The sequence below is a fragment of the Humiphilus diazotrophicus genome (genome assembly GCF_059726315.1).
Genome location: NZ_AP040870.1, coordinates 2748303 through 2773748, shown reverse-complemented (window position 1 = coordinate 2773748; position 25446 = coordinate 2748303). Strand labels below are relative to the sequence as shown.

Annotated in this window: 17 protein-coding genes and 1 tRNA gene; 16 read left to right on the top strand and 2 right to left on the bottom strand. The window is 49.6% G+C overall.

What is annotated here, in order from left to right:
* Nucleotides 1-3: 3 nt before the first annotated feature.
* The 5 genes from AC6I7T_RS12115 to AC6I7T_RS12095 all read left to right on the top strand — a co-directional run bounded on the left by AC6I7T_RS12115 (nucleotide 4) and on the right by AC6I7T_RS12095 (nucleotide 5651).
* Complete coding sequence (locus AC6I7T_RS12115; protein WP_497793703.1) at nucleotides 4-2322, top strand: hypothetical protein; 2319 nt, start codon at nucleotides 4-6, stop codon at nucleotides 2320-2322.
* A 167-nt stretch (nucleotides 2323-2489) separates the two neighbouring features.
* The gene (locus tag AC6I7T_RS12110; protein ID WP_497793701.1) at nucleotides 2490-2816 is read left to right on the top strand and encodes a c-type cytochrome; all 327 of its coding nucleotides are present in this window, start codon (nucleotides 2490-2492) and stop codon (nucleotides 2814-2816) included.
* A gap of 105 nt (nucleotides 2817-2921) precedes the next feature.
* On the top strand, nucleotides 2922-4346 hold the full coding sequence (locus AC6I7T_RS12105; RefSeq protein ID WP_497793700.1) for a NapC/NirT family cytochrome c: 1425 nt from the start codon (nucleotides 2922-2924) through the stop codon (nucleotides 4344-4346).
* Between the two features lie 213 nt (nucleotides 4347-4559).
* The gene (locus AC6I7T_RS12100) at nucleotides 4560-5492 is read left to right on the top strand and encodes a DUF72 domain-containing protein (protein WP_497793699.1); all 933 of its coding nucleotides are present in this window, start codon (nucleotides 4560-4562) and stop codon (nucleotides 5490-5492) included.
* Between the two features lie 81 nt (nucleotides 5493-5573).
* Nucleotides 5574-5651 (top strand) — tRNA-Glu (locus AC6I7T_RS12095).
* Between the two features lie 105 nt (nucleotides 5652-5756).
* Here AC6I7T_RS12095 and AC6I7T_RS12090 read toward each other — a convergent pair.
* Nucleotides 5757-6644 (bottom strand): LysR family transcriptional regulator, encoded by an 888-nt coding sequence (locus AC6I7T_RS12090; protein WP_497793698.1) that lies wholly within the window; start codon nucleotides 6642-6644, stop codon nucleotides 5757-5759.
* A 61-nt stretch (nucleotides 6645-6705) separates the two neighbouring features.
* Here AC6I7T_RS12090 and AC6I7T_RS12085 point away from each other — a divergent pair, with 61 nt between their 5' ends.
* From AC6I7T_RS12085 to AC6I7T_RS12075, 3 genes are read left to right on the top strand one after another with little or no spacing between them, the layout of a single operon-like run.
* Nucleotides 6706-7320: a UbiX family flavin prenyltransferase gene (locus AC6I7T_RS12085; RefSeq protein ID WP_497793697.1), complete on the top strand. Its 615-nt coding sequence runs from the start codon at nucleotides 6706-6708 to the stop codon at nucleotides 7318-7320.
* 20 nt (nucleotides 7321-7340) lie between these two features.
* Nucleotides 7341-8771 carry a non-oxidative hydroxyarylic acid decarboxylases subunit C gene (locus AC6I7T_RS12080; RefSeq protein ID WP_497793696.1) on the top strand — a complete coding sequence of 477 codons (1431 nt, stop codon included), beginning with the start codon at nucleotides 7341-7343 and terminating at the stop codon, nucleotides 8769-8771.
* Nucleotides 8761-9006 (top strand): non-oxidative hydroxyarylic acid decarboxylases subunit D, encoded by a 246-nt coding sequence (locus AC6I7T_RS12075; protein ID WP_497793695.1) that lies wholly within the window; start codon nucleotides 8761-8763, stop codon nucleotides 9004-9006. Before AC6I7T_RS12080 ends, AC6I7T_RS12075 begins: the two co-directional genes overlap by 11 nt.
* Before the next feature lie 104 nt (nucleotides 9007-9110).
* Here AC6I7T_RS12075 and AC6I7T_RS12070 read toward each other — a convergent pair whose 3' ends face one another.
* Entirely contained in the window at nucleotides 9111-9380 is a 270-nt protein-coding gene (locus AC6I7T_RS12070; RefSeq protein WP_497794597.1) for an NAD(P)-dependent oxidoreductase, read from the bottom strand.
* A 447-nt stretch (nucleotides 9381-9827) separates the two neighbouring features.
* On the opposite strand from AC6I7T_RS12070, the gene AC6I7T_RS12065 reads away from it, so the two are divergent.
* From AC6I7T_RS12065 to AC6I7T_RS12030, 8 genes are all read left to right on the top strand, one after another.
* Nucleotides 9828-11540 carry a HAMP domain-containing methyl-accepting chemotaxis protein gene (locus AC6I7T_RS12065; protein ID WP_497793694.1) on the top strand — a complete coding sequence of 571 codons (1713 nt, stop codon included), beginning with the start codon at nucleotides 9828-9830 and terminating at the stop codon, nucleotides 11538-11540.
* A gap of 90 nt (nucleotides 11541-11630) precedes the next feature.
* Nucleotides 11631-12941 (top strand): anaerobic sulfatase-maturation protein, encoded by a 1311-nt coding sequence (locus AC6I7T_RS12060; RefSeq protein WP_497793693.1) that lies wholly within the window; start codon nucleotides 11631-11633, stop codon nucleotides 12939-12941.
* A gap of 341 nt (nucleotides 12942-13282) precedes the next feature.
* Nucleotides 13283-14524: a hypothetical protein gene (locus AC6I7T_RS12055; RefSeq protein WP_497793692.1), complete on the top strand. Its 1242-nt coding sequence runs from the start codon at nucleotides 13283-13285 to the stop codon at nucleotides 14522-14524.
* A 404-nt stretch (nucleotides 14525-14928) separates the two neighbouring features.
* Nucleotides 14929-18324: an outer membrane beta-barrel protein gene (locus tag AC6I7T_RS12050; protein WP_497793691.1), complete on the top strand. Its 3396-nt coding sequence runs from the start codon at nucleotides 14929-14931 to the stop codon at nucleotides 18322-18324.
* Nucleotides 18325-18565: 241 nt separating this feature from the next.
* Nucleotides 18566-20056 (top strand): sulfatase family protein, encoded by a 1491-nt coding sequence (locus tag AC6I7T_RS12045; RefSeq protein WP_497793690.1) that lies wholly within the window; start codon nucleotides 18566-18568, stop codon nucleotides 20054-20056.
* A gap of 157 nt (nucleotides 20057-20213) precedes the next feature.
* Nucleotides 20214-21776, top strand: coding sequence for a sulfatase (locus tag AC6I7T_RS12040; RefSeq protein ID WP_497793689.1), 1563 nt, complete (start codon nucleotides 20214-20216; stop codon nucleotides 21774-21776).
* A 214-nt stretch (nucleotides 21777-21990) separates the two neighbouring features.
* On the top strand, nucleotides 21991-23721 hold the full coding sequence (locus AC6I7T_RS12035; protein WP_497793688.1) for a hypothetical protein: 1731 nt from the start codon (nucleotides 21991-21993) through the stop codon (nucleotides 23719-23721).
* A 156-nt stretch (nucleotides 23722-23877) separates the two neighbouring features.
* Entirely contained in the window at nucleotides 23878-25413 is a 1536-nt protein-coding gene (locus tag AC6I7T_RS12030) for a sulfatase family protein (protein ID WP_497793687.1), read from the top strand.
* The last annotated feature ends 33 nt before the right edge of the window (nucleotides 25414-25446 follow it).

Below are 25446 nucleotides of genomic sequence, written 5' to 3'. Positions count from 1 at the left end.
GAAATGAAAAATCTCCGCCTAGCCAAAACACTTGTTGATGTCGTGCCTCGTGTTTCCGTCATGGTCCTTCTTGCAAGCTTGGGGGGAGCCTATGCCGATGCGCAGAAGGCCGATCCTCCAAAGGAGATGGTAAAGGACGGCTACGCCATTCATCAGTCGTGGGATCTTGGAGGCCACATCGCCGACCATTCGGGCAGCAACGCGGTGTACAACACCATGATCAACACGCAGTCCGGTCCTCGTATTCTTAACCAGATGTTGGAAATGCATGCCGTTGATGGGAAGAAGCAAAGATACCCGTTCTTCGACACGTTATTTACTGCTAGCAGTGGATATGGTGGCGACCCGAATAATTACAGCCTTCTGCGTATGTCTAAGGGGAAGCTGTATGACTTCAATGGCAGCTTCCGCCGTGATCGTCAGTATTTCGATTACGACCTGTTAGCCAATCCACTGGTTCCGGCCGGAGTCGTGTCGAACGGCTACACCTATCCTCAGATCCAAAGTTCTCCGCACCTGTTTAATACTGTGCGGCGCATGACGGATCTGAACCTGACGCTTCTGCCGCTGTCGAAGCTCAGCTTCCGTGTGAGCTATTCGCACAATATCAATCAGGGGCCAAGCTATAGCTCCATCCATGAAGGTGCGGACGTGATGCTGTATCAGGGATGGCGCAATAGTACGGATACCTGGGTGGGAGCCGTCGATTGGAAGCCCTTCCCGCGTACTACCCTCACCTATGAGCAGCACATAACGCACTACAAAGCTGATACTGTTTGGAGCCTTACCGGGCTCAACATGCAGCTTTCCAATGGAACTCCGGTAACGCAGGGAATCACGATTGTTGCAAATCCTGCCGCCGTTTCCGCTACCACGGGTTGTACTGCTGCAGCAGGACGTCCGGCAGTCCTGAGTGCTACGACGAATCCGCCCACGGCTAACCCTTGCGTGAACGGATACACCTCGTACGTCCGCTATTCTCCGACCCGGACACTCTTCCCGACAGAAGAGTTCCGCTTCCAAAGTACGGCGCTCAAGAACTTCCAGATTAATGGTCGCCTTCTCTATACCGGGGCGAGCATGACTCTGCCGAACTACTACGAGAACTTCACTGGAATCGTAAGCAGAATTACGACTCCGGCTCCGACTGGAGCGACTGCCTGGTGCAGCACTTCAGGGGGGCGTCGGATGCTTTGCGAACAGGTCTTTAACATCCGCGGTAACGCAAAGGGCCAGCGAATCAATGTCTCCGGTGATTACGGAATCGTATGGAAGGTTTCGGAGAAGATCAGCCTCTCTGACCAGTACGACTTCCAAAGTTTCCGGATGCCGGCATTCAATAACCTCACGGAAACCGATCAGTATGGGGCATCCATGCTGGTAGCTCCGACGGTTACGCTTACCGGAACACCGATTGCCGACGACACATACCTGGGACAGAAAACACAGACGAACACTGCGATGATAGAGTTCATGCCCACGACCTGGGCAAGCATCTCTGTCGGACATCGTTATCGGAACCGCATCATCAGCTTTGCAGCCGGTGCTGAAGATTATCGTGAAAATCAGCAGAGCGGATTGCTCGGTATCTCAGTAAGGCCGACCAGTCAGCTGAAGTTGAATGGCAATCTCGATATCGGCTACTCGGACAATGCCTTCGTTCAGATCTCTCCACGGCAGTGGCAGCAGTATAAGATTCGCGCTGCGTGGAAGCCGAAGAACTGGGCAACGGTCTCGGGAAGCTTTAATGATCTGGAGCGGCGCGACAATGTATTCAATGTCGGACACCTGGATCATAATCGCAGCGTAAGCGTAAGCACTTCGATTACTCCAAACGAAAAGTATGGATTGGATCTGAGCTACGGTTACCTGGATATTTTCACACGGACAACCACCTGCTATGGCGACACCTTTGCTCCTTTGGGAGCGGTACGTGCGCCTGCCGGGTTTGTCTGCGGAAACATCACGGCAACTAGCACACCTCCGGCCTATATTGGTAGCGGCTACTATGATGCTCCGACGCAATACGGCTCCATCGGCATCATGCTTGCTCCAATTAAGCCCTTCCGTACCAGCTTCGGTTATCGCATGACTGCGCTCGACGGCAGGACGGAACTGCTGAATCCTCGTGCTGTACCGGGATCGCTGCAGTCTGAATATCAATCTCCCTATGCCAACATCACTTGGCTTGTTGCCAAGGGCTGGGGGCTAAAGGGTGACTGGAACTACTACAGTTACGGTGAAGGATCTCCGATTGGACCCACCGCACCGCGTAGTTTCCGTGGTAATGTCTACACACTCGGGATGCATTACGAGTTTTGAGTGAAGGATCGGCCGGGGTCTTCCCCTAGCCATCCTAAAACTTAGGAACAGGAAGGATGGGGGCTCCGGCTTAGGCAAGTGACTCCATTCAGCTGTTCTGGCTTTGCGCAAGACCCGGGAGAAGAAGGAATTCTGGAAGTGTTCTTCTCCTATACAGGAGTCAATCGATGAGGAAGTTGATCCAAAAAACGGCGGTTCTCGGCATTGCGCTTCTCGCAACCGGAACCATGAGCTTTGCCCAGAGCGGCGGGGAAGCGACCTATAAGGCAAAATGTCAGATGTGTCATGGCGCAACCGGCGCGGGTGATACTCCCGCTGGCAAGTCAATGAAGGTTAAGAGTTTTAAAGATCCTGAAGTAGCGAAGGTGACTGACGCGGCCATGATCAATATCACCAAGAACGGCCAAGGCAAGATGCCCGCTTATAAGGACAAGCTCTCCGATCCGCAGATCAAGGAAGTTGTCGCTTACATCCGTACCCTCGAGAAGAAGTAGGGGATAAGCGGAAAAGGCAAAACATTGTAGTTGTCGTAAAGTTACGGGCCTGCTTCTTAACGTAAAGGGGTAGGCCCTTTCTACTGATAGGAGTTACTAACAGCCATGCTCGACTCCATTAAAAAGAACTGGCTTGAACCATTTTTCTATTTGGGCAAGAATCCGATTAGTTTAATCGGAACGGGTCTCACCACTGCCTCTGCAATCACGTTGATCGGCTTTTGGATTGTCGATTTGACGCATCGTGGTTCTCTGAATCCTTATCTGGGCATCATCTTCTTCCTGATTCTGCCCATCGTCTTTATCTTGGGTTTGATTCTGATGCCGCTAGGGACCTGGTTGCGTCGTCGTTCTCTGCGCGCCAGTGGGCAAATGCCGGCAGAGTATCCCAAGATTAATCTTGCCGATCCTCTGTTCCGCCACGGCTTCAATATGGTGTTGATTGCCACGGTATTAAACATAGTTATTGTTGGTACAGCAAGCTATCGTGGAGCCGAGTATATGGACTCTCCACAGTTCTGCGGACAGGCTTGCCACGTCATGAAACCCGAATTTACGGAGTACACGATTGCTGCGCACTCGCATGTGGCCTGTACCGAGTGCCACATTGGCTCGGGACCTTCTTCCTATGTCGAAGCCAAGGTAAACGGCACCAAGCAACTGATCGAGGTTGCTTTCAATAAGTATCCGACACCGATCCCTTCTCCGGTGCGTAGCTTGCGCCCGGCACGAGACATCTGTGAAGGCTGCCACACGCCGACACGCTTCGATGGTGAGAAGTTGCTGGTTAAGACCAGCTACGGTGATGACGAAAAGAACTCTCTGACGCGCACCATCGTTCTTCTGCACTTGGGTGGCCGCGATTCCTTATCGAATCTCTCCGGCATCCATGGCGCACACCTGGGCCACATCGAATACGTTGCCTCCGATAATTCTCGGCAGACGATTCCGTGGGTGAAGAAGTGGAACAAGGACGGAAGCACGACGGAATATGTAAGTGCCGATGCTAAGGATCCGATGAAGGGTGAACATCGCACCATGGACTGCATTGACTGCCACAATCGCGCAGCTCATCCTTTTCAGACTCCCGAAGACGCACTTAACCATGCGATGGTCGATGGAGCAATCAGTGCCTCTCTACCTTTTGTTCACAAGAAGGGGCTGGAGCTAATCAAGGCGAACTACTCAACTGAGGCCGAAGCGGCAGCGAAGATTCCTGCCGAGCTTGAGTCCTTCTATCGTTCTCAATATCCGCAGATGATGTCAACCAATGCCTCTCTCGTAAAACAAGCAGGTCAGGGGCTAGTCACTATCTATAACCAGAATGTATTCCCCTTCATGAAGACTACCTGGGGAACGCATCCCAACAATATCGGACACAACTCCTATCCTGGCTGCTTCCGTTGCCATGACGGAAACCATAATGCAAAGGAAGGGAAGTCTATTACTCAGGATTGCGCGGTCTGCCATAATCTCTTGGCCGTCGACGAGGCTAACCCGAAGATTTTGAGCGATCTTGGCATCCAATAGTATTAATTGCATTTTAGTTGTCTCCTGTGAGCCCCACACGATTCGCGTCTTTGGACGAGTCGTGTGGGGCTTCTTTCGTAAGTGGCTCGAACGATCATGCTATGGAGAGGGAAGGCAACGGTCCCCTTTGTGTTTCTATTTCCCCCTGGCTTCTTGAAATACACCTAAGCCTACAGCCAACCACAAGCCGCTATTCTTCCTCTCTTGAAGAGAATGAAGACTGCAGGCGATGTGCGTATAGGCATCTCGGGCTGGAATTACAAGCCCTGGCGCGGTGTCTTCTATCCCCAAAAACTGCGGCAGAAGGACGAGCTCAGCTACGCGGCAAACATCTTCCGCAGTATTGAGATCAACGGGACCTTCTACTCGTTGAAGAGTCCCAAGGTGTTCGAGCTTTGGTATCAACAGACTCCACCCGATTTCCTCTTTGCGATAAAAGGCAGTCGCTTCGTTACCCACATGCTGAAGCTCCGTAATGCCGGAGTGGCTCTGGCAAACTTCTTCTCCTCCGGACTCCTGACTCTAGGGGACAAACTAGGTCCGATCCTCTGGCAGCTGCCTCCCAGCTTTCAGTTCAATGAAAAGCAGGCAGCAGTAATCGAAGACTTCCTTGAGTTGCTTCCAAAGACGACCGAACAGGCAGCCTCTCTGGCGGTGCACCACGATGCGCGAATGAAAGGCCGGGCCTTTACCACGCCGAAGCACTCAGCCAACCTGCGCTATGCCCTGGAGATCCGCCATGAGAGCTTCGCTGTAGAGGAATTTGTCAACCTGCTACGTCGGTACAATGTTTCGCTGGTTTGCGCAGACACTGTGGAATGGCCACTACTGATGGACGTGACAGCAGATTTCATCTACTGCCGTCTGCACGGTTCAGAGGTTCTCTATGCCAGCGGCTACGACGAGAAGGCGATCCAGGAATGGGCGAAAAGGGTGGCCGGGTGGGCTCAAGGTCATGAAGACTCCACCGGTCGCCATGCCAGCTTGAAACCGGCTTCAAAACGGGCGGTACGGGACGTATACGTGTATTTCGATAATGACGCGAAGGTTCGAGCTCCAGCCGACGCGCAGGAGCTGGAAAAAGCCGTAAATCAGCTCCTGGGAATTCAAAAACAGGAAAATCAAAAGCTTAAGCGCCCAGCCTGACTTTGACACACCGGCTCTAGATTGGTAGATTGATAAAGGCGCAGTTGCGCCCTGGACGGCATCCTCTGCCGTCAGAAGTGCGTCCCCGTCGTCTAGCCCGGCCTAGGACACCGCCCTTTCACGGCGATAACACGGGTTCGAATCCCGTCGGGGACGCCAAATCATATCAATGACCTGTGTGCGGGCCGAGAATATAGGGATGGCATTTCCAAGGCTATTCCGATGATTCATTTGGAGCGTCATATGGAAAGCGGTCATTGACTGCTACGAAATTTTTTCACCTAACATGACCTTGAGAGACCTTTTCACTAGCGATGAATTGTGTTTGTGCCAATACAACCGCAGATGCACGTCAATTGGATCACCCAAAATCTTTCGATAGACAACATTTCGACGACGAATGGCAATCGAGGCAGGAATGATAGCCATGCCTACCTGGGCTGCCACTAATCCTGTTAACGCTTGAGCTGTTGGACATTGCGGGCTGATTTCGGGGGAGACTCCTGCACGAATGCAAGCAGAAGTGATTAGTTCATAGAGCCCATAGAAGCTCCCCTGCGACGGAATAAGAAGCTTTTCGCCCTCGAGTTGCTTGAGGGAAACTCCTCCTTTTGTTTTGGCCAAGCGATGAGTGGAGGGAATGGCGAGAACGCAGACCTCTCTGTCGACGGTCACTGCATTGAACATTTGGTTAGAGCAGTAACCATGAAATGCCGCGATATCGATCGCCCCGGTATTCAGTGCAGAAAGTAACGCATCTGCTGAAAGCTCCTGAAAGTCGAGTTGTATATCGTTCGATATTGTGTAGAAGCGTCGGATCAAATCCGGAAGACATCCGTAAAGTCCTGCACTGGTGAATCCGATGACCAGCCTTTTGTTCGAACTGCGTGCTGTTTTAATGGTCAGAGCTGTGCCCTGTTCGAGTGTTTGCAGCGTTCTGCGTGCAGTATCGTAAAAGACCTTACCTGCTTCTGTTAATTCCACGCGGCGGCTTGTTCTCCGAATGAGTTGTATCCCTAACAGATCTTCGAGTTGCCGTATGGTCTGACTTAATGCGGGTTGAGCCACATGCAATTCTTGAGCGGCGTGTGTGAAGTGGAGCCGCTCTGCTACGGCGACAAAACTTCTTAAATGTCGGTGCTCAATCATCATTATTGATTCATAAGCATAAACGATCAATCCAGCGATAGAAACGATTATTGAATGGACATTCTTGCCTTTTAATTATGAAAAGGATCATATGCGACTAGTCGTTGGAATTTCAGGGGCTACCGGCGCGATCTTCGGGATTCGTCTACTGCAGTTGCTGCGTGAATCAGGTGTTTTCACCGATTTGATTTTGAGCCAATGGGCAAAAGTTACCATCCAGCACGAGACAGAGTGGAGTGTTCCCGAGGTGGAGGCGCTTGCCAGCGTCTCTTATTCGAATAAAAATCTTGCAGCTACAGTTTCCAGCGGCTCATTCAAAACGGATGGAATGATCATTGCTCCCTGCAGCATGAAAACGCTCGCGGCCATTCGATCTGGCTATGCGGATGAGCTGTTAAGCCGCGCCGCTGACGTAGTGCTGAAAGAGCGTCGCAAGTTGTTGCTGCTACCGAGAGAGAGCCCACTCAATAATATTCATCTGGAAAATATGCTGGCCCTAAGCCGGATGGGCGTGGTAATGGTGCCGCCGGTACCGGCTTTCTACACTCGCCCTAGAAATCTGGAAGAGATGATCGATCACATACTTATCCGTATTCTTGGTCAGTTTGGAATTGAACATCCGAATGCAAAACGCTGGTCTGGGTTGTCCTCCCAGGAATTTGCCGAGACCTCAGCATAATTAGTTAAGGAGAGGGATAGATGGCATTTACTACATTACGGAATTTCCTTACTGCGCTGGAGAAAGAAGGGCAGCTCCTTCGTATTCAGGAGGAGGTGATGCTTGAACCCGATCTCGGCGCAGCGGCTCGCGCTGCCAATAACGTAGGTAGAGACACCGCTCCGGCATTGGTGTTTGAGAATCTTCACGGATACAAAGATGCTCGTATCGTAATGAATGTACACGGGTCCTGGAGCAATCATGCGCTCATGCTGGATATGCCCAAGGATGCACCCCTGAAAGAACAGTTTTTTGAGTTCGTGCGCCGCTATCAGAATTATCCCGGAAAGGTAGAGCATCGCAGCACGGCACCCTGGCAGGAAGTTGTTATTGAAGATCCAAGCAAGATCAACCTCTTTGATGTGTTGCCGCTATTCCGGCTGAACCGCAATGACGCCGGATTCTATATTGATAAGGCCTGCATTGTCACAAAAGATCCTGACGATCCAGAAAATTTCGGCAAGCAGAATCTCGGGATCTATCGATTGCAGGTGAAGGGTCGTAATCGCATCGGCATTCAGCCAGTGCCGGTCCACGATATTGCGGTTCATCTTCGCCATGCGGAGGAACGCGGAGAGGATCTGCCGATCGCTATCGCAATTGGCAATGATCCTATTCTGAATGTTGTGGGGGGCATGCCCATTTTGTACGACCAATCCGAATACGAAATGGCTGGTGCGTTACAAGGAGAGTCATATCCTATTGTTCATTCGGAATTCACCGGCCTAGATCTCCCCTGGGGCTCAGAGGTAATTCTGGAAGGAGTGATCAAGGGGAGAGTCCGTGAGATGGAAGGTCCCTTTGGCGAGTTCACTGGCCATTACTCGGGGGCGCGGCGCATGCCGGTCATTGAGGTCACCCGCATATCCCACCGTAAGAATCCGATATACGAGCATCTCTATTTAGGAATGCCATGGACCGAGGTGGACTATTTTGTAGGTATAAACACAAGTGCTCCTCTCTATGTACAACTCAAAGAGGCATTCCCCGAAATTGTTGCTGTCAATGCTCTCTATACGCATGGGCTGATTGTTATCATTTCGACCAAGCTGCGTTATGGCGGATTTGCTAAAGCAGTTGGCCTGAGGTCAGTGACTCTTCCACATGGCCTTGGCTATGCAAAGATGGCGATTGTCGTAGATGAGACGGTGAATCCTTTTGATCTGAATCAGGTCATGTGGGCGATATCTACTAAGATGCATCCTGCGCACGACTTAGTAATATTGCCGAATCTTTCTATCATGCCGCTGGATCCAGTCGCAGACCCAGCTGGCATTATGCACAAGGTCATTATTGATGCCACGACTCCAGTTGCTCCGGAGCAGCGAGGACATCACGCTCAACCCATTGATACTCCGTTGCGGACAGATGTTTGGGAAAAGAAACTGAAGGAGATGCTTAATGTTAAATAGTCCAGGTTGTCCCCGTTGCGACTCGCAAAAGACTGAAATTGTTAGCAGTTCTCCGGTTGAAGGGGCATGGGTGATCTACAGTTGTTCCGTGTGTTTCTATAGCTGGAGATCTTGTGAGCCCGATTATGCTACCAAGCCAGAGTTTTATAATCCACATTTCAAGATCAAACCAGAAGAGATCGAAAAAATAGCGGAAGTCCCCCCAATTCCACCACTGCGGGCCGCAAAATGGTGAGAGTCGGCGGGCTCCCCTGTGTGAGTTTTCGGAAAACGCGAAGACTCATAGGCCGAGTCAGTTGATCCCAGGTTTCCAGAAATATCATCGCAGATCGATAGACGCTATTTCGATTCGAAGAAATTTGTCGTCAGGCCTGCTTCTGGAAGACGATGAAGGCGGAAGTCGCTGTTGGTGAGGCCTATATTTATCGGCCTATCATTTCCGTTGATTGCGCTTCCTCTCGTCACATTGATGACGTAGGCGCCCCGTTTCAGAGCCATCAACTTCTGGGCTACGATCATTCCTTGTATATCGTCGGAGTAGCGCATGCACAAAATAAGGATGTCTGCGACCGAACGTCTTCTCCCCTTCTTCCGCTGAGAACTTTCCACCGTCAATTTAGTGCAACTTTCTTTGGCGGGAAACTGCCCAGTCCTTTATGACATCAAGCTACACTGTTGCGGGAAATGAGCCAGCAGCAAGATGAGAGGGCTCTAACCGGAGAAGGGGCATATAGGGGTTTTCAATCGAACATCGACAGAATAGGGACGAGCAGGAGGAATGCCGTCAATCGCTGAGTCCCAGATTCTTCGTCACTCTTCTCTTCTAGCCAGCTTCGGCAGGTAATTTACCTCGACTTTGAGAACTTTATGGCGGTCGCACAAACATTTCAGAATCAGTCGACTACCGTGCTCAACAAGATTTGATCGATGCAAATTGCAGTAAGGAACCTTGTCAGCCAGCTAGATGAATTCATACAGTCTTCAAATCTTTGGCAATCTGACAATTGACAGAGGGAGAGAAATACGTCGGTTGCTGGTTAAGAAGGACTGGACTCAATGGCGTGGCTTAGGGATCTTCGCGTTTCCCACAAATTTGCATTAGCATTCGGCCTGGTATGCATCTTTTGCATAGGGCTTGGCTCCTATACTTTTCTGACCTGTCGCAAGATGGCTCAAACTTCCGCTGTTGTGAGCAATGACAAAATTCCCGCTCTTGTTCTCTTGTCGAAGATGAATTTGGCAGTCGATCGGGTCGGCAGGTGGGACCTTGTTCTGGCGCTGTGCCAGACACAGGCATGTACGAAAGACGCAGCCAAGATGCGTAAAGCCTCCATTGATGCTTATTGGACAAGCGCAAAAGAATATGAGCTGCTCATCCATTCTGAGGAGGAACGCGAAGCGTACCAGAAAGCCAAATCTGAGTTCGTAAAATATCTTGACGTCAGCAATCGCGGCAACGAGCTGAACATGGCTGGTAACAGGGAAGATGCTGTGCAGCTCATTTCAGCAAGTTCCAGCCTTGAGATGATCAGACAGGCTCTCAATGCGGCGAAGACCAATACTGACTTAATTGCCAAATCTTCTATCGAGAGTACGCAGAGCGCTACGCACGACAGTTCTCAGGCTGTATGGATCAATCTCGGGGTTACCTCGGTAATCGTTGTTTTCTGTCTTGGGATAGGATTACTCCTTACTCGACTTATTGCTCCACCTCTGGAGGCAGCTACTTCTGCTCTTGAAAAAGTTGCGCGTAAAGACTTAACCGCTAAAGTATCACTAGAAAGAGCCGATGAAATAGGTCGGCTCGCCACCGCCCTGAATACCAGCGTATCCGTAATGAGGGGCGTACTTCAATCCGTTGCTCAGGGGGCGGAGACACTCTCTTCTGCTACTACAGAAATCAGTGCTCGTTCGGTACAGACTGCCGAGAATGCAAATAGTCAATCCAGCAAAACCAACCAGATTGCGGCTGCGGCACAGGAGATGACTGCCACCATAGGCGAAATCAGCCAAAACGCAGCTAGTGCCGCACAGGCCAGTTGCCATTCTGCTGAGACCGCACAGCAAGGCGGTACGGTAATGCGGGCAGCAGCCAAAACAATGGAGAAGATTGTCGAGACGAATGCCTCCGTATCAGAGAAGATGAATTCTTTGACTCGGCGTTCCGAAGAGATCGGCAAAGTCGTAAACGTGATCCAGGAAATTAGTGAGCAGACGAATTTATTGGCATTGAATGCTGCTATCGAGGCCGCTCGTGCTGGTGAACATGGTCGAGGTTTTGCGGTTGTTGCCGGCGAAGTTCGTCGTTTGGCCGAACGCACAAAGCAGGCGACTCTGGAAATCGGCCATACCATCAGCGGTATTCAAGAAGAGACACAAACCACACTCCTGGTCATGCAAGAAAGTCGCGTGGTCGTGGAATCCGGGATGGAAGAGACCTCGAATGCCCGTAAGAGTCTTGAAGACATAATTGGGTCCTCCAAGCAGGTTGAGCAACAGATTCAAATGATTGCTACGGCTGCTCATGAGCAAATCTCGGCCTCGAAAGAAGTCTCAGAATCCGCAGAGCAAATATCTCAGCTGGCCATCGAAAATTCGCAGGGAGCTCAGGAAGCTGTCGACGCTTTGAAAAATTTAGCTGAACTTGCCAACGATCTAGATACACTGATCCGTCAGTTCCACCTTGAAGCCACAAAGTATCCTAATACGACTATTTCGAATGCAGGTCTCTCTGTCTATCAGCCAGGCTTACGGCCGGTTCGCATCTGATTCGAAATCGAGTTGGGTTGTAATTGTGGTTAAGTATGGCTTCGAAAGCAGGAGTCAATAAGGAAAGCTACTCTAGTAGGGAAGAAGTAAATGCTTGAACATCCGTTTCATGTCATGACCAAGCCCATCGGGCCAATCTGCAATTTGGATTGCAAATACTGCTTCTATCTCGAGAAAGAGAAGCTGTTTCCGAAGACGCATCGTTGGGCTATGGATCGCTCTGTTTTGGAGAGCTATGTCCGTCAATATATTGCGCTACAGCCATCAGAGGAAGTTCAGTTTGCCTGGCAGGGCGGAGAGCCCACTTTGCTGGGGCTAGATTTCTTTCGCATGGTGGTGGAACTGCAGAACAAATATGCAGATGGGAAGACGATTCGGAACGCTCTCCAGACCAATGGAACTTTGCTGACTGAGGAATGGTGTCGATTCCTCTCGGAACACAAGTTCCTTGTGGGGCTGTCTATTGACGGTCCGCGTAAGCTCCATGATCATTATCGGGTAGACAAAGGTGGCGCGCCTACATTTGACAAGGTGATGCGCGGATTGGAATTGCTGAAGAAACTTCAGGTCGATTTCAATACTTTGACAGTGGTCAACCGCCACAACTCACAATATCCTCTTGAGATATACCGGTTCTTGAAAGAAGTTGGAAGCGGTTATATGCAGTTTATTCCAATCGTAGAACGAAGAGCAGCGGTACCCGACGAACATGGGCTAGTTTTGATTCAGCCCAAGTTTGAAGATTCTGCTCAAGTGACAGATTGGTCCGTCGAACCTCGGAAATACGGAGAATTCCTTGCTCGCATCTTCGATGAATGGGTCAGGCGCGATGTGGGACGCTACTTCGTACAGCACTTCGATGTGGCATTGGAGAGCTGGATGGGACTTGATCCAAGTCTCTGCATCTTTCATACAACATGTGGAAATGCCATGGCGATGGAGCACAATGGCGATGTGTATTCCTGCGACCATTTTGTATATCCCGAAAACCTGTTAGGAAATGTCGAAGAATGCAGTCTGCAGGAGATGGTCACCTCAGAAAAGCAACAGCAGTTTGGGACGGACAAATTAACGACTCTTCCGAAGATGTGTCTCGATTGTGCTGTCCGGTTTGCTTGCAATGGCGAGTGTCCCAAGCATCGATTTCTGCGCACGCCAGAGGGAGAGGTGGGGCTTAACTATCTTTGCGCAGGATACAAATATTTCTTCCACCATATTGATCCTTATATGCAGTTTATGGCCGCCGAATTGAAGGCAGGTCGCGCACCTGCCAACGTGATGCAATTTGCCAGACTGCGTGAGAGTCAAAATACGGAAGCGAACAAAAAGCAAGCGGTAGGACCAAACAGCTTATGTCCTTGCGGCAGTGGGAAGAAGAAAAAGCGATGCTGTAGTCATTAACTGTTTTATAACGAGCAGACATACTATATGCATGGCAACACCAGTCTCAACCAAACCAAAATATAGGTAATTCTTGAAAATCTAGTCTAAGCTATTCCCGTCTTGTAATGAGCACGACTCCTCTTTCCCATCGAGAGACCTCCTCTCGAAGCCGGACTCCAAAACCGGTAGCAGCTCATCTGTCCATTTTGCTAAAGTGAAACGTCAGTGCATTTCTAGTTGGCAACTCGCCAATATTGAAGTGAAATCTTTCATGCAGTGGCGAAAGAAGACTCGGCATCAGACCGTGCACCGTGGTGTTTGCCATTAGTGAGGACTTGAGAGGGAAGGACCTGAACTCAGTGACTGCCCAGATGAATCATGAAAAGGTTGCTCCCAGCGTAATCCGTGAGCAAGTGGGGCGCATCATTGCCAGCAACTCTTTTCGGACCAGCAGGCGTTATCCACGGTTTCTTCAATATATCGTTGAAAAATCACTTTCCGGGGAGTCGGTGGACATAAAAGAGCGCCTGATTGGGGCGGATGTCTTTGAGCGTCCCTTTGACTACGATGTGACAAGTGACCCGATTGTGCGAGTAGCCGCAGGCGAGATCCGTAAGCGTTTAGCTCAGTACTATGTGCAGGAAGGGCATGAGCTCGAACTCAGAATCGAACTGCCTCCTGGTTCCTATGTCCCTTATTTCCATTGGCCGCGTCAAGCAGTGGCGCCAGAGATTCCAGAGGTTGAACAGACACCAGAACCCGAGCCAATACCAAATTCAGTGGATGAAATTGCAGTCGGTATACAGCCGGGGTCGTCTTCTGCTCACCCTCAAAGATGGACCGTATTGGCGTCGGTATTAGCAGCGGTTTTTATAGTGGCCGGTACAAGTTGGTGGTGGTTTCATCTCCCATCCGGGAACCATCTTGACGATCTCTGGTCACCTATCGTGGAAAATGGGACGTCGACTGTCTTGTGCGTGGGCGATCTCAATTCGGTCATGGATAGGGTTCAGCCAAAAGAAGATGAAGACTTGGTTTCTGCCCAGAAGCTTCGGAACCATATAGGACCTAATGACGCGGGAGCGTTGGCCCGGGTTGCTGGGGTTTTAGGAAGCAAAAAACGCAAGTTTACGGTTATTCTGGCGGACAACGCCACTCTCACAGATCTGCATGTTGCGCCAGCTGTCTTAATTGGTGCCTTTGATAATCCGTGGACGCCAAAGCTACTTGCGGAGCAGAGATTTCAACTCGTAAACGATGAAAATACTGGAGTTCGCAAGATCTTCGATAGCGGAAGTCCGACGCACTCGAGTTGGGCAATTTCGGCTAAGGCCTCGGTAAAAAGCCTGGACCGTGATTTTGCTTTGATCTCAAGGTTTGTCAGCCCGTCAACTGGGCAGGAAGAACTTGTTCTAGCAGGGCTTGGGCCTTACGGGACTGTTGCCGCAACTGAATTTGTCACTGATCCTGTCTATTTTCAAGAATTCTTGAGGAAGGCTCCTCGCGGTTGGGCGAATCGCGATCTACAAATCGTAATTTACACAGATGTCGTAGATGGTCGTTCTGGGGCACCGCATCTACTTAGTTTTGTCATTCGGTGAGGCCTTCTCGGATCTCACCGAATATACGTTCTTCCTCTTTCTAAAAATTCGTTGTGTCTCCTTCTGCCACCTTTGAAATTCAATTCAGCGGAATGAGAGCCTCATCTCGTCTGCCTCGTTCCCACTTTCCTCGTTCTTTTGCTCGATCTAGCTGTTCGAGGAGTTTTGGAGGGTATCTTACTCACGCCTTACAATTTATCGAATCTGGATAAATAACTGAAAATAATAACGATATATACCAAGGCTGCGATCTTTGCAGGCAAATTGCTGTTAGGAACCTTGATTGCCTTGAATTACAGAAAGTACGGTTCTGAGCGTTCTCCAAAACTGCACAACTTTACAGGATGAGGACTATTCCCGCCTCCCCAAGATGCAGGAGTGGGGTGATTTTGAAGGGAGACCACATGAACGCAACACGACATTATGAAGTCCTTGGATGGACAAGGACATTCTGGCTACTACTAGTAGGTTTGAGCTGTCTCTTACCATTGATCTTTCCCCCGACTTGCGATGGGCAGGTTACCAGTGCGCAGATTTCTGGATCGGTAAAGAATCCGACGGGCAAGATTCTTGCAGGCAGCCGTGTTAACGCCACAAACACAGACACACACGAAACAAGGACTGCTGTCTCTGATAAATCAGGAAGCTTTGTATTTCTCCTGGTGAATCCTGGGCAATATACGCTCGATATCGCCGCTTCAGGGTACAAGACCTATAAGGTGGCGCAGTTTACCGTACATGCTGGTGAGCAAGCTGCAATTCAGGCGATCTTGCCCCAAGGAGAGGCTTCAGAAACTGTGTCTGGTTCTGCGATCGTCACCACTGCTTCTCAAGGAGGGATCTCTGGCCGAGCGGTTGAGGACATCCCGCAAAACGAGAGAAATTATGTCAATTTGGCGCTGATCCAGCCGGGTGCTAATCAAGGCTCAAATGCAGGCGTTGCTTCCGGAGACTCGTCCCGTCCAGGTGCGGAGCACCAGAGTGCAACCATCTCGGTAAATGGCCAGCCTGACACCCTCAATCAGCACCTGTTGGATGGAATGGACAATAATGACCGGAGCAATGGGACAGCTCTGGTTCATCCTTCGGTGGAGAGTATCTCGTCGGTTCAGGTCAAAACTTCGGCGGTGACAGCGGATATCGGAAGAACTAGTGGTGGTGCCTTAATTATCAGCAGTAAATCCGGCACGAACAAATTCCATGGTGGTATTTTCGAGTTTTTCCGCAACGATATCTTTGACTCCTTCCCCTACGAATTCGGCGTAACGTCAGGACTGAAGAAACTTGAGCTCCGCCAGAACCAGTTTGGCGGCAGCTTGGGTGGGCCAATTCGAAAGAAGCGGACCTTCTTCTTTGGGGACTATGAAGGATTTCGTCTGGTCCAAGGCGTAGCCCCACGTCAAATCACGACTCCGACTCTCTATGAAGAGCAGAATCCTGGCAAGTTCGACGATCTACCTGGAAGCTGCAATCCAGGCAAAAACTTCGCTTCAAGTTCATTTGATCCCATTGGGTTGAAGTACTTTCAACTTTATCCAAAGCCAAATGGAACTTCGACGACCACGTGTTCAGGGCAGAGCGTAAAACTGAACAATGTTTGGACAGGAAGTGGCGGAAATAGCAGTAACTTTTCGCACACCGTTGATGCGCGTGTTGATCACCGCTTCCGGCCGGGCAGAACGATGTTTGTTCGCTTTACCTACAATAAAGTGAGTTCTTTCGCACCAGGCGTGTTGCCCGAAGAGCAGGTGGATGGCATTCGAGTCAGCCCGGGCGGAAACTTGCAGGCACTTGCAGGTGAGCAGGCGATTCATGGCTATAGTTATCAAGTTAATTACAGCCATATGTTTAATAACCACTGGTCAATGATGTTGGCACTCTCCTTCACAACGAATGATGTCATGAAGTACCCGCTAGGATATGGCACGACACCCAATGCCAGTTGGGGACAGCCAGGAGTCAATATCAGCGACGCGACCTCCGGACTTGCGCCTATCACGGTGAGCAACGGCACGGGCATCGGCGTCGGGGGATATCAACTGCCCAATTACAACCACCAGAATAACTTTCAATATGTCGGCTCAGCTATGTGGACGAAAGGACCACACACGGTTAAATTTGGCGGTCTGCTGATCCGTCGCCAAACCCGCAGCGTCTCCAATAATACCGGAGATGGTAACTGGGTCTTTACAAACTATTACAGCCTACTCAAGGGAACTTTTAAGTCTGTAACCAGGACATATGCTCTGTCAAATCCCCATCTACAAACATGGGAACCAGCAGGATATATCACGGATAACTGGAAGGTAAACAGTAAGTTAACGGTTGATGTCGGCGTCCGCTACGAGATTTTCACTCCGTATACCGATCCAAGAAATCAGATCTCCACGTTCAATGCCGAAACGGGACTGATGCAGGTTGCAGGTGTGAATGGCGTGAGTCGTAGCGCAGGGATCAAGACGGACTATAACAATTTTGGGCCACGGGTTAGTTTTGCTCTACAATCCTGGAATCAAACAGTTATCAAAGGCGGGTTCGGTGTCGGCTATTTCATGAGTAATATGAAGGCTAAAGCGGGTCTCAGCAATACCCCTTTCACGTATGGATACGGACCCTGTAATGGAACTGGAACAACGAACCTCTGTCCTGCGGGCTACACAACTTTTGCGGGCGGATTGCCGAAAATCACCACTCCCAGCATCGCAAATCCATCAGGCACGGTCACCGGGGCAGTTGATCCTAATTGGAGCGCGAGCTCGGTTGCCTTCTACAACCTTTCGGTACAGCGTGTAATCGCCAAAAACAATGTCACAGTCGGTTATGTAGGGTCTCAAGGGCGGCATCTAGGGCAGATGTTGCCGGATATCAACACGCCTCTGCCAAATACCGGGGTCTACGTTCGTCCCTATGCTTCGACCGTTCCGAACCTAACAAGCATTTCCTTCTTTAAATCTGAAGGAGTATCTTCCTACAATGCATTCCAAGCTGTAATCAATCGCCGGATGCAAAATCACCTGAGTTATAACTTTAACTATACTTACGCGCACGGTCTGGACGATAGCACTGGTGTTACAAATCCCACTAACAATAACACCGGTTACGGAGAATTGCCGCTGCAGATTGGAAAGGTTGTTCAAGGTCATCGCTATGACTATGGCAACAGCGACATGGATGTTCGCCATCGCATGGCGGCGACCGCCACATGGGAGATACCCTTTGGTCAAACCAAACACGGTATGGTCGGCGGTATTGTAAAAGACTGGAGAGTAAACACGGTATTTTCGTGGGCGACAGGTATTCCTTATACCATTGCCAATGCCTTGAATATTAGTGGAACACTTCCAGGGACCCAGAACAGTCAGCGTCCCAATGTTGTCGGCAAAGCAATTCTCGACAATCCTGGTCCGAGTGCATTTTTCAATGTCAAAGCCTTCGCCTATCAGCAGCCCGGAACCATTGGCGAGTTAATGGGCTCCGGAGCACCTGTCGGAAGCATTGGTCCCTATTCCGAACCCAAGAACTATTTGCATGGGCCGCACAACCGTAAGCTCGATCTGTCGGCACAAAAGTCGTTTCCTCTTCCAGAATTGTGGAACTCCAATCTCCTATTCCGGGCTGAGGTATTTAACCTGACGAACACAGCGAATTTTGCTCCCCCAAATCATTCTCTGTTAATGGATAAAGATACCTCGGGCAATTACTCGATCGTAAATACATCCAACCAATTTGGACAACTAACAACTCCGTCGGCGAGTTATACGCCAAGGGAAGTTCAGTTCGTTCTCAAGTTGGAATTCTAGGCCTCTATTCCTGTGGTTGTTTGTGTGCAATTCGGCACACAAACAACCACCGAGAGGTTTATTGGAGCAACTCCGATTGCTTCCACGAGTTATGGGGAATTCCAGAAGTTGGTTTTTATGTCTCTTCAGTCTCTGAACAGCAGGAGTAATGCTGGCTATCGCGCAAATGCGGACTAGAGAGATTAGGGAAGCACCTGACAGCGCAGATGCTGGATATTCGCTACGCATCTGATGAGGAAATATGCATACACGTAGAACAGTATTGAAATACATAGCAGGTGCAGTCGGCGCATCTGCTTGCACTCTGAGTGGCTTGAAAACATTTGCAACACAAGTTCAAGGTGCAGCGAAGAAGCCAAACATTGTTTGTATATTGGGAGAAGGTGTACGTTGGGACGAGTTCTCGTCTGCTGGAAATCCATTACTTCATACTCCAAACATGGACAGAATTGCGGAAGAGGGATGTACTTTCCGTAATTCCTTTGTGGTCAATGCACTATGTTTGCCAGCACGCGCAACAGTGCTCACTGGGATGTATTCTCATTCAACCGGAGCTGCTACCAATGAACAAGGTTCTATTGCACCGCAGTTTCCACTTATCTCGGATATGCTCCAGAAGGCTGGATATGAGACGGCATTTATAGGTAAGTCACATGTCACCGGAGCGTTAATGGATCATTACTGGGATTACTATTTCGGTTTTGTCGGTCAAGCAGATTATTACAGACCAATCATTACCGAGGGCGTGCGTGGAAAATACGGGCCAGAGAAACTGTATGAGGGCGAGTATGTCGACACGCTTCTGACACGTAAAGCTCTAGATTGGTTGCAGCAAAAACGTGATAAGCCGTTCTGTCTCTTTCTGTGGTTCTACGCTCCTCATGCGCCTTTCTATCGCCCAAAGGATATGGCGAAAGATTTCATGGGAGCGAAGATTCAGGTTCCTGCAACGTTTGACGAAGATAAAGATAACTATGCAGGCAAACCACGTGCTGTTGCCGATGCAGATAACAAGATCGGATACTCAGAAGTGTTTACAGACGATCCTCGTTCCATCGAGGAGATGGTGAAAGATCACTATGTTGGAGTCCAGGATAACGATCGTAATGTCGGTACGATTTTATCGGAGCTCGAACGGCAAAAGATCTTGGATGACACGGCAATACTGCTGAGCTCGGATCATGGATTCCTTCTCGGTGAGCACCACATGTATGACAAGAGACTAATGTATGAACCGTCGATTCGCGTTCCGATGATGTTACGATATCCGCGCAAGGTGCGTGCTGGAAGTAAGTCAAAAGAAATGGTGCTGAACCTTGATGTTGCTCCTACTCTTTTGGAAATTGCCGGATTACCCGCTGCTTCCTGGATGCAAGGAAAGAGCCTGCTTCCTCTTTCCGAAGGAAAATCGACCATACCCTGGCGGAAAGATTGGCTTTACGAGTACTACGAGTATCCCGGCTACGAAAATGTTCGCCCTTGCAGAGGGGTTCGTACCAATCGGTACAAGCTCATACATTTTTTCACGGATCCGCAGGAGTTTGAACTGTATGACCTCGAACAGGATCCGGATGAAAAGAATAATCTCTATGGAAAGGCCGGTTACGAGAAGTTGACGGCACAACTCAAAGATCGCATAGAAGCACTGCGCAAAGAGACGAATGACACATTCGAGTATAAGGCTAGTGGACTGCCTTTGCATACAACAGCAATACCGGCGGCGGGAAGGTAGATAACGATGTTGGTTGCAAAATGGCATCTATATTCTCCAATTCTGAATCGGACAACATCGGAAAAGATAGCAATGTTGGCAACGTTTTTCGAAGTAAAGGCGAATCCTGATAGCAAAGATTCACTCAAAGATCCGAACCGGAATATGAAAGGAAAATATGTCCGTACTATCTAGACGAGATTTCCTGAAGGCAGGGGCTGCGGCTGCGGCATTATCCACAGTGCCGGTGGCCGACGCACTTTCTTCTCAAGTAACTAGAGGGCCAAAGCATCGGGTTCCCAGGAATGTACTCTTTATTGCGGTCGATGATCAGAATACTTCGCTTGGGTGCTATGGAAATCAAACGGTTCAATCGCCCCATTTGGATGCTCTCGCTGCACGTGGGACTCTCTTCAACGCAGCTTATTGCCAATATCCATTGTGTAGCCCATCTCGAACATCGCTTATGACCGGGATGGCTCCAGATACGACAAAGATCTATGACATTACTACCCATTTTCGAACCACATTGCCGGATGTTGTAAGCATTCCCCAACTATTTCACAAGAATGGCTACTATACGGCGCGAGTGGGCAAGGTATATCACACGGATGTTCCAGGCGAAATTGGATTGGATGGACTGGATGATCCCGGGAATTGGGATTACAAGTTCAATCCACGAGGTGTTGATCATCCAGATGAAGAACCATTTGTCACAAATTTCACTCCCCAGATGACCCGCCACTCCAAGTCGGGGAAAGTCCTTTTGGGAAGTACCATCAGTTATTATGAATCGGAATCCCCCGATTCCGCTATGACCGATAGTTTAGGTGCGGATGAAGTTATCCGTTTGTTACGCGAAAAACGAGATAAGCCATTTTTCTTAGCATATGGTTTATACCGTCCTCATGTCCCTTGGATTGTTCCGAAAGCATATTTCGAAAAGTATCCGTTGGAGTCGATTCAGGCAAGGCCTTTCGATCCCTCAGAGTTGAGAATAGCTCCGGAAGCTGCATATTGGACTCATCCTGCTAATTTCGGTATGGATGAATTGCAACGCAGGAAAGCAGTTCGAGCTTATTATGCTTCAACATCTTTTATGGACGCTCAGGTCGGAAGGGTACTTGCCGAATTAAAGAGGCTCGGACTCGAAGAGAGTACCATAGTGGTCTTTTGGGCTGATCATGGATGGAATTTGGGCGAACATGGCCAATGGGAAAAACAATCGCTCTTTGAACCATCTGCGAGAGTCCCGCTGATCTTTGCAGGCCCAGATGTTACACGTGGCCAAGTGTGCAAGAGAACGGTAGAACATCTGGATGTGTATCCAACCCTCGCGAAACTGTGCGGCTTGGATCGGGTACCTGAAAATCTTCAAGGCAATAGCTTGCAAACATTGCTTTACTCTGCCCAAGCTCCCTGGAGTACACCGGCGATCAGCCAGGTTACCCGTCCGTCGTCACAAGATCCGGATATCTTTGGCTATTCCATCCGAAACGAAAGATATCGCTATACATCATGGCAGGGCACTGAGGTGGGAGAAGAGCTTTATGACTACCAGACGGACCCCCATGAAATGAAGAACTTGGCAGCTGATCCCTCGATGCAGAAAATCCGTAGTTCCATGCGAGAACAACTTGCAGCAATTACGGCCAAAAGAGGGAGAACGGTAGAACTTGGCAAGTTTATAAAAGGCAGTAATAAGGTGCGCGCCGAACAGGTGCGTTCCGAGAGCCGGTAAAGAAGAAAGGAGAGCACGTCGATAAGGACCTGTCAGATTGTTTTGTAGGTACCGAGGACTTGCTCTTCCGCCTGTCGATATTGGATGAGATTTGACTTAACGATCAGGTGCAAAATTCCTGAAATCGTTGGTGGATAGAAGCAAGGAAAGAAAGTATTTGATGTGCGCTCTTGTATTAAATGCAGCGTGTGTGCTGATTGGTGGAGCATCTCTGATGTTTACATATCGACAAGCGATTGCACAGGATCTGAGAGCCACTCCGACCTCATCTCTTTCGGAACTGTCTTGTTGCGGTCTTTCTGAAGCCAACTCGTCGCAGGAGGCTTCCGAGACGCTGCGTGCAATGCAAAGACTCATTCGCGAGCAAGATGAAAAACTGAATCGATTGCAGGAACAGGTCGAACGACAAAATAGAGAAATCAATGAGCTGTACAAGCGGGAAAAGTCAACGGCTTCAAATTTAACTTGTGGGTCAGACGGGGGATCGACTGAGCTGACGCTCCGTCTGAATGCTGCGACCGGTGCGCTGCAGGCTCAGAAGGCTATCAATTCAAATGTAAAGTCTCCGGTACAGAAAGTTGAGGAGGAACAGGGCCTTAAGGACTCCGATCCGAAGACGGGCGATTCGGCAAATCTTTATTTCCGCATTGGCAATGCAACATTTACTCCCAATGGTTGGATTGATTTCACAAGCTATTATCGTGGCACGAATGTAGGTAGTGGTTTGGGGACCAACTTTCAACTGTTGCCATATCGTAATACCGTTCAAGGGGGAGAGAACGAGTTTCGGATGACTGCTCAAGCGTCGCGGTTCGGTATGAAGGTAGATGAGACGATTGGGCGATTTAGTGCTTATGGTTATCTAGAAGCAGATTTCAACGGGTACCAGCCTGGGAATGCCTACGTAAGTACGAATAGCAATACACTTCGTATGCGGGTGTACTATCTCAATATTTCCCGCGGCAAGTGGGAAATTCTTGGTGGTCAGGGCTGGTCCTTAATGACTCCCACGCGAAAAGCCCTTTCTCCCTTTCTGGCTGACTTATTTACGACCTTCCACCTCGATACCAGTTACCAGGCCGGTCTGGTTTACGCACGACAAGCTCAATTTCGCCTGATCTACCATCCTGGGAATGCTGTGGCATTGGGGATTTCTCTAGAAAATCCCGAGCAATACAGCGGGAATGCAGTTACGTTCCCATCTTTATTTAGTAATGCGGAAACGGATATAAATTCGAGCAGCGGAAGCGGCGGTGGGACTTCAACGCCTAACAGGCATCCGGACATTATTGCGAAGGTCACTCTGGACAGGACTGTGCACGGCCTATATTGGCATGTGGGTGCAGCTGGCCTGTTGACCTCTGTTCGGGCTTACACTCCACCATCTATTACCAAGGCACAGGCATTGACAGACTCGCGGGAGGGAGGCGGTTTCATTGGCAATCTGTTTATCGAGATATTTAGAGGGTTCCACTTGCTTGGTCTTGCCTACTGGAGTGACGGTGGAGGGCGCTACTTAGGAGGGATGGGGCCCGGATTTGTGGTATTGCAGCCGAAGTCCTCTACCTCAGCTTTTAATGCCGCGCTGATTCATTCAGGATCTGCAATTGCTGGATTCGAGTGGACGATTAGTCCTCGCACAACGATTTCCAGCTACTACAGTCAAGCTTACTTCCAGCGCCGTTATGGACTAGATCCTAATGCCAAAACTTCAACCTATATTGGTTATGGATATCCGGGTGGGCCTGACACTCAGAACCGCTCAATTCAGGAGACGACCTTTGCAAGTATTACTACTATTTGGCAAAAGCCGTCGTATGGAGCTCTACAGTTCATCACTCAAAGTTCTTATGCCACCAGGGCTCCTTGGTACGTAGCTCCAGACCATCCCGGGAAAGCTCATGCGTTTATGGAGTTTTTGAATCTCCGTTATGTACTTCCATAGCTGATTTATGAAACAAGAAGCGTGTTGTATCAGTGTGGCAAAGAAAAAGTTAGCACATGGATGGAAAGAGAAACGCAGAGCTAAAGCAGGTGTGGTAGTTGGACTTGAGTATTGAGCTGTGATGAATGGATGGCGCCGTTTTTGTTGGAAGGCGTAATGACAAACCGGAACACGTTAATCGTGTTCTCAGCATATAAGGACAGGACAGATATGCAACGCAGGGACTTTATAAAACAGTCAGCAGGAACACTCCTGGCAATCTCTCTCGCGAAAGGAGCTAAATCGTGGGGTGAGGCCCCTCATCAGCGTCCGAATCTTCTCTTTGTCACTGTGGATGACATGAACTGGTCTCTTCCGGGATTCATGGGGAATTCGCTTGGGTTGACTCCCAATCTTGACAAGTTAGCAAAGCGTTCTCATCGGTTTACGCGGAATCGTGCTGCGGCTCCAATTTGTCAGCCTTCGCGAGAGGCCATGATGACAGCGAGATATCCACATCGCAGCGGCGGCTTGGGTTTTGATCCCATTCATGAAGGTGTTCCGACACTTACGACAGTATTGAAAGAAGCAGGATATTTTACCGTCGGTATTCACAAGCTCAATCATATGCAGCCCAAATCGTGCTTCCCTTGGGATTATTCCGTCCCGGGAAAGGGTAGGGGACCTTCAGAGTATGCCAATGCTGTGAAGGAGGGCATCAAGCGAGCACGTGATCTCAAGCAGCCATTCTTTATCAATTGCAACCTTAATGACCCTCATCGTCCATTCTATGGAAGTCCCCAAGCTGCTGAGGTCGATCATAACGAACAGGGAGAATATCGCGTACAGCGAGAGCTAAAGGCTGAAGACGTACAGGCACCTTCCTGCCTGGAAGATCTTCCCGATATTCGCAAGGAGTTCGCTCAGTACTGTAATAGCGCACAGCGAATGGATGTAACTATTGGAAAAGTGTTGGAGGCTCTGGCTGAAGCACCAGAGGCGGAAAATACAATCATCTTCTTTTCGTCCGATCATGGTATGCCCTTTCCGTTTTCGAAAGCGACGGTGTATGACTGGGGCACGCGAACTCCAGCGCTTTTGTGTTATCCGGATATGGGGGAGGCTAAAACCTTCGAAGACAGGACCTGCAATATCGACTACATGCCTACGCTACTGGAACTGATGGCTGTTAAGGCTCCAGATGGAATCGACGGAAAATCATGGATGCCTATCATCCGCGGGGAAAAGAGCAAAGATCGAGAGTATCTGGTTACTCAGGTTAACGGCGTGAGCTCTGGAGCTCAATATCCAATGAGAGCAATTCAGGATGATCGTTACTCCCTGATCTTCATGCCCTGGTCGAATGGAAGCTTTAAGTTCAAGGTGGAGTCTATGCAGGGGCTTACCTTTGAGGCGATGAAACGAGCCGCTGAGACGAACCCCAAGATTGCTCTTCGTGTGAAGCAGTATGTCGAAGGCGCGCCCCTCGCGTTTTACGACTTACAAAAGGATCCTGACCAGAGGGTGAACGTAATCAGTCATTCGGAGCATCACGAGCGCGTCGAAAAGATGAAGCATCTTTTACTCGATTACATGAAACGTACAGAGGACCCTCAATTGGAGAATTTTGAGCGGCTATTGGCTGGCAAGCCAACAATCGTCAAACAGCCGGAACAACTTCACACTCAATCGGATGCTCAGGCGATAGATTGAGAGAGAGTTGCCAAATATAGAGCCACAGACAGG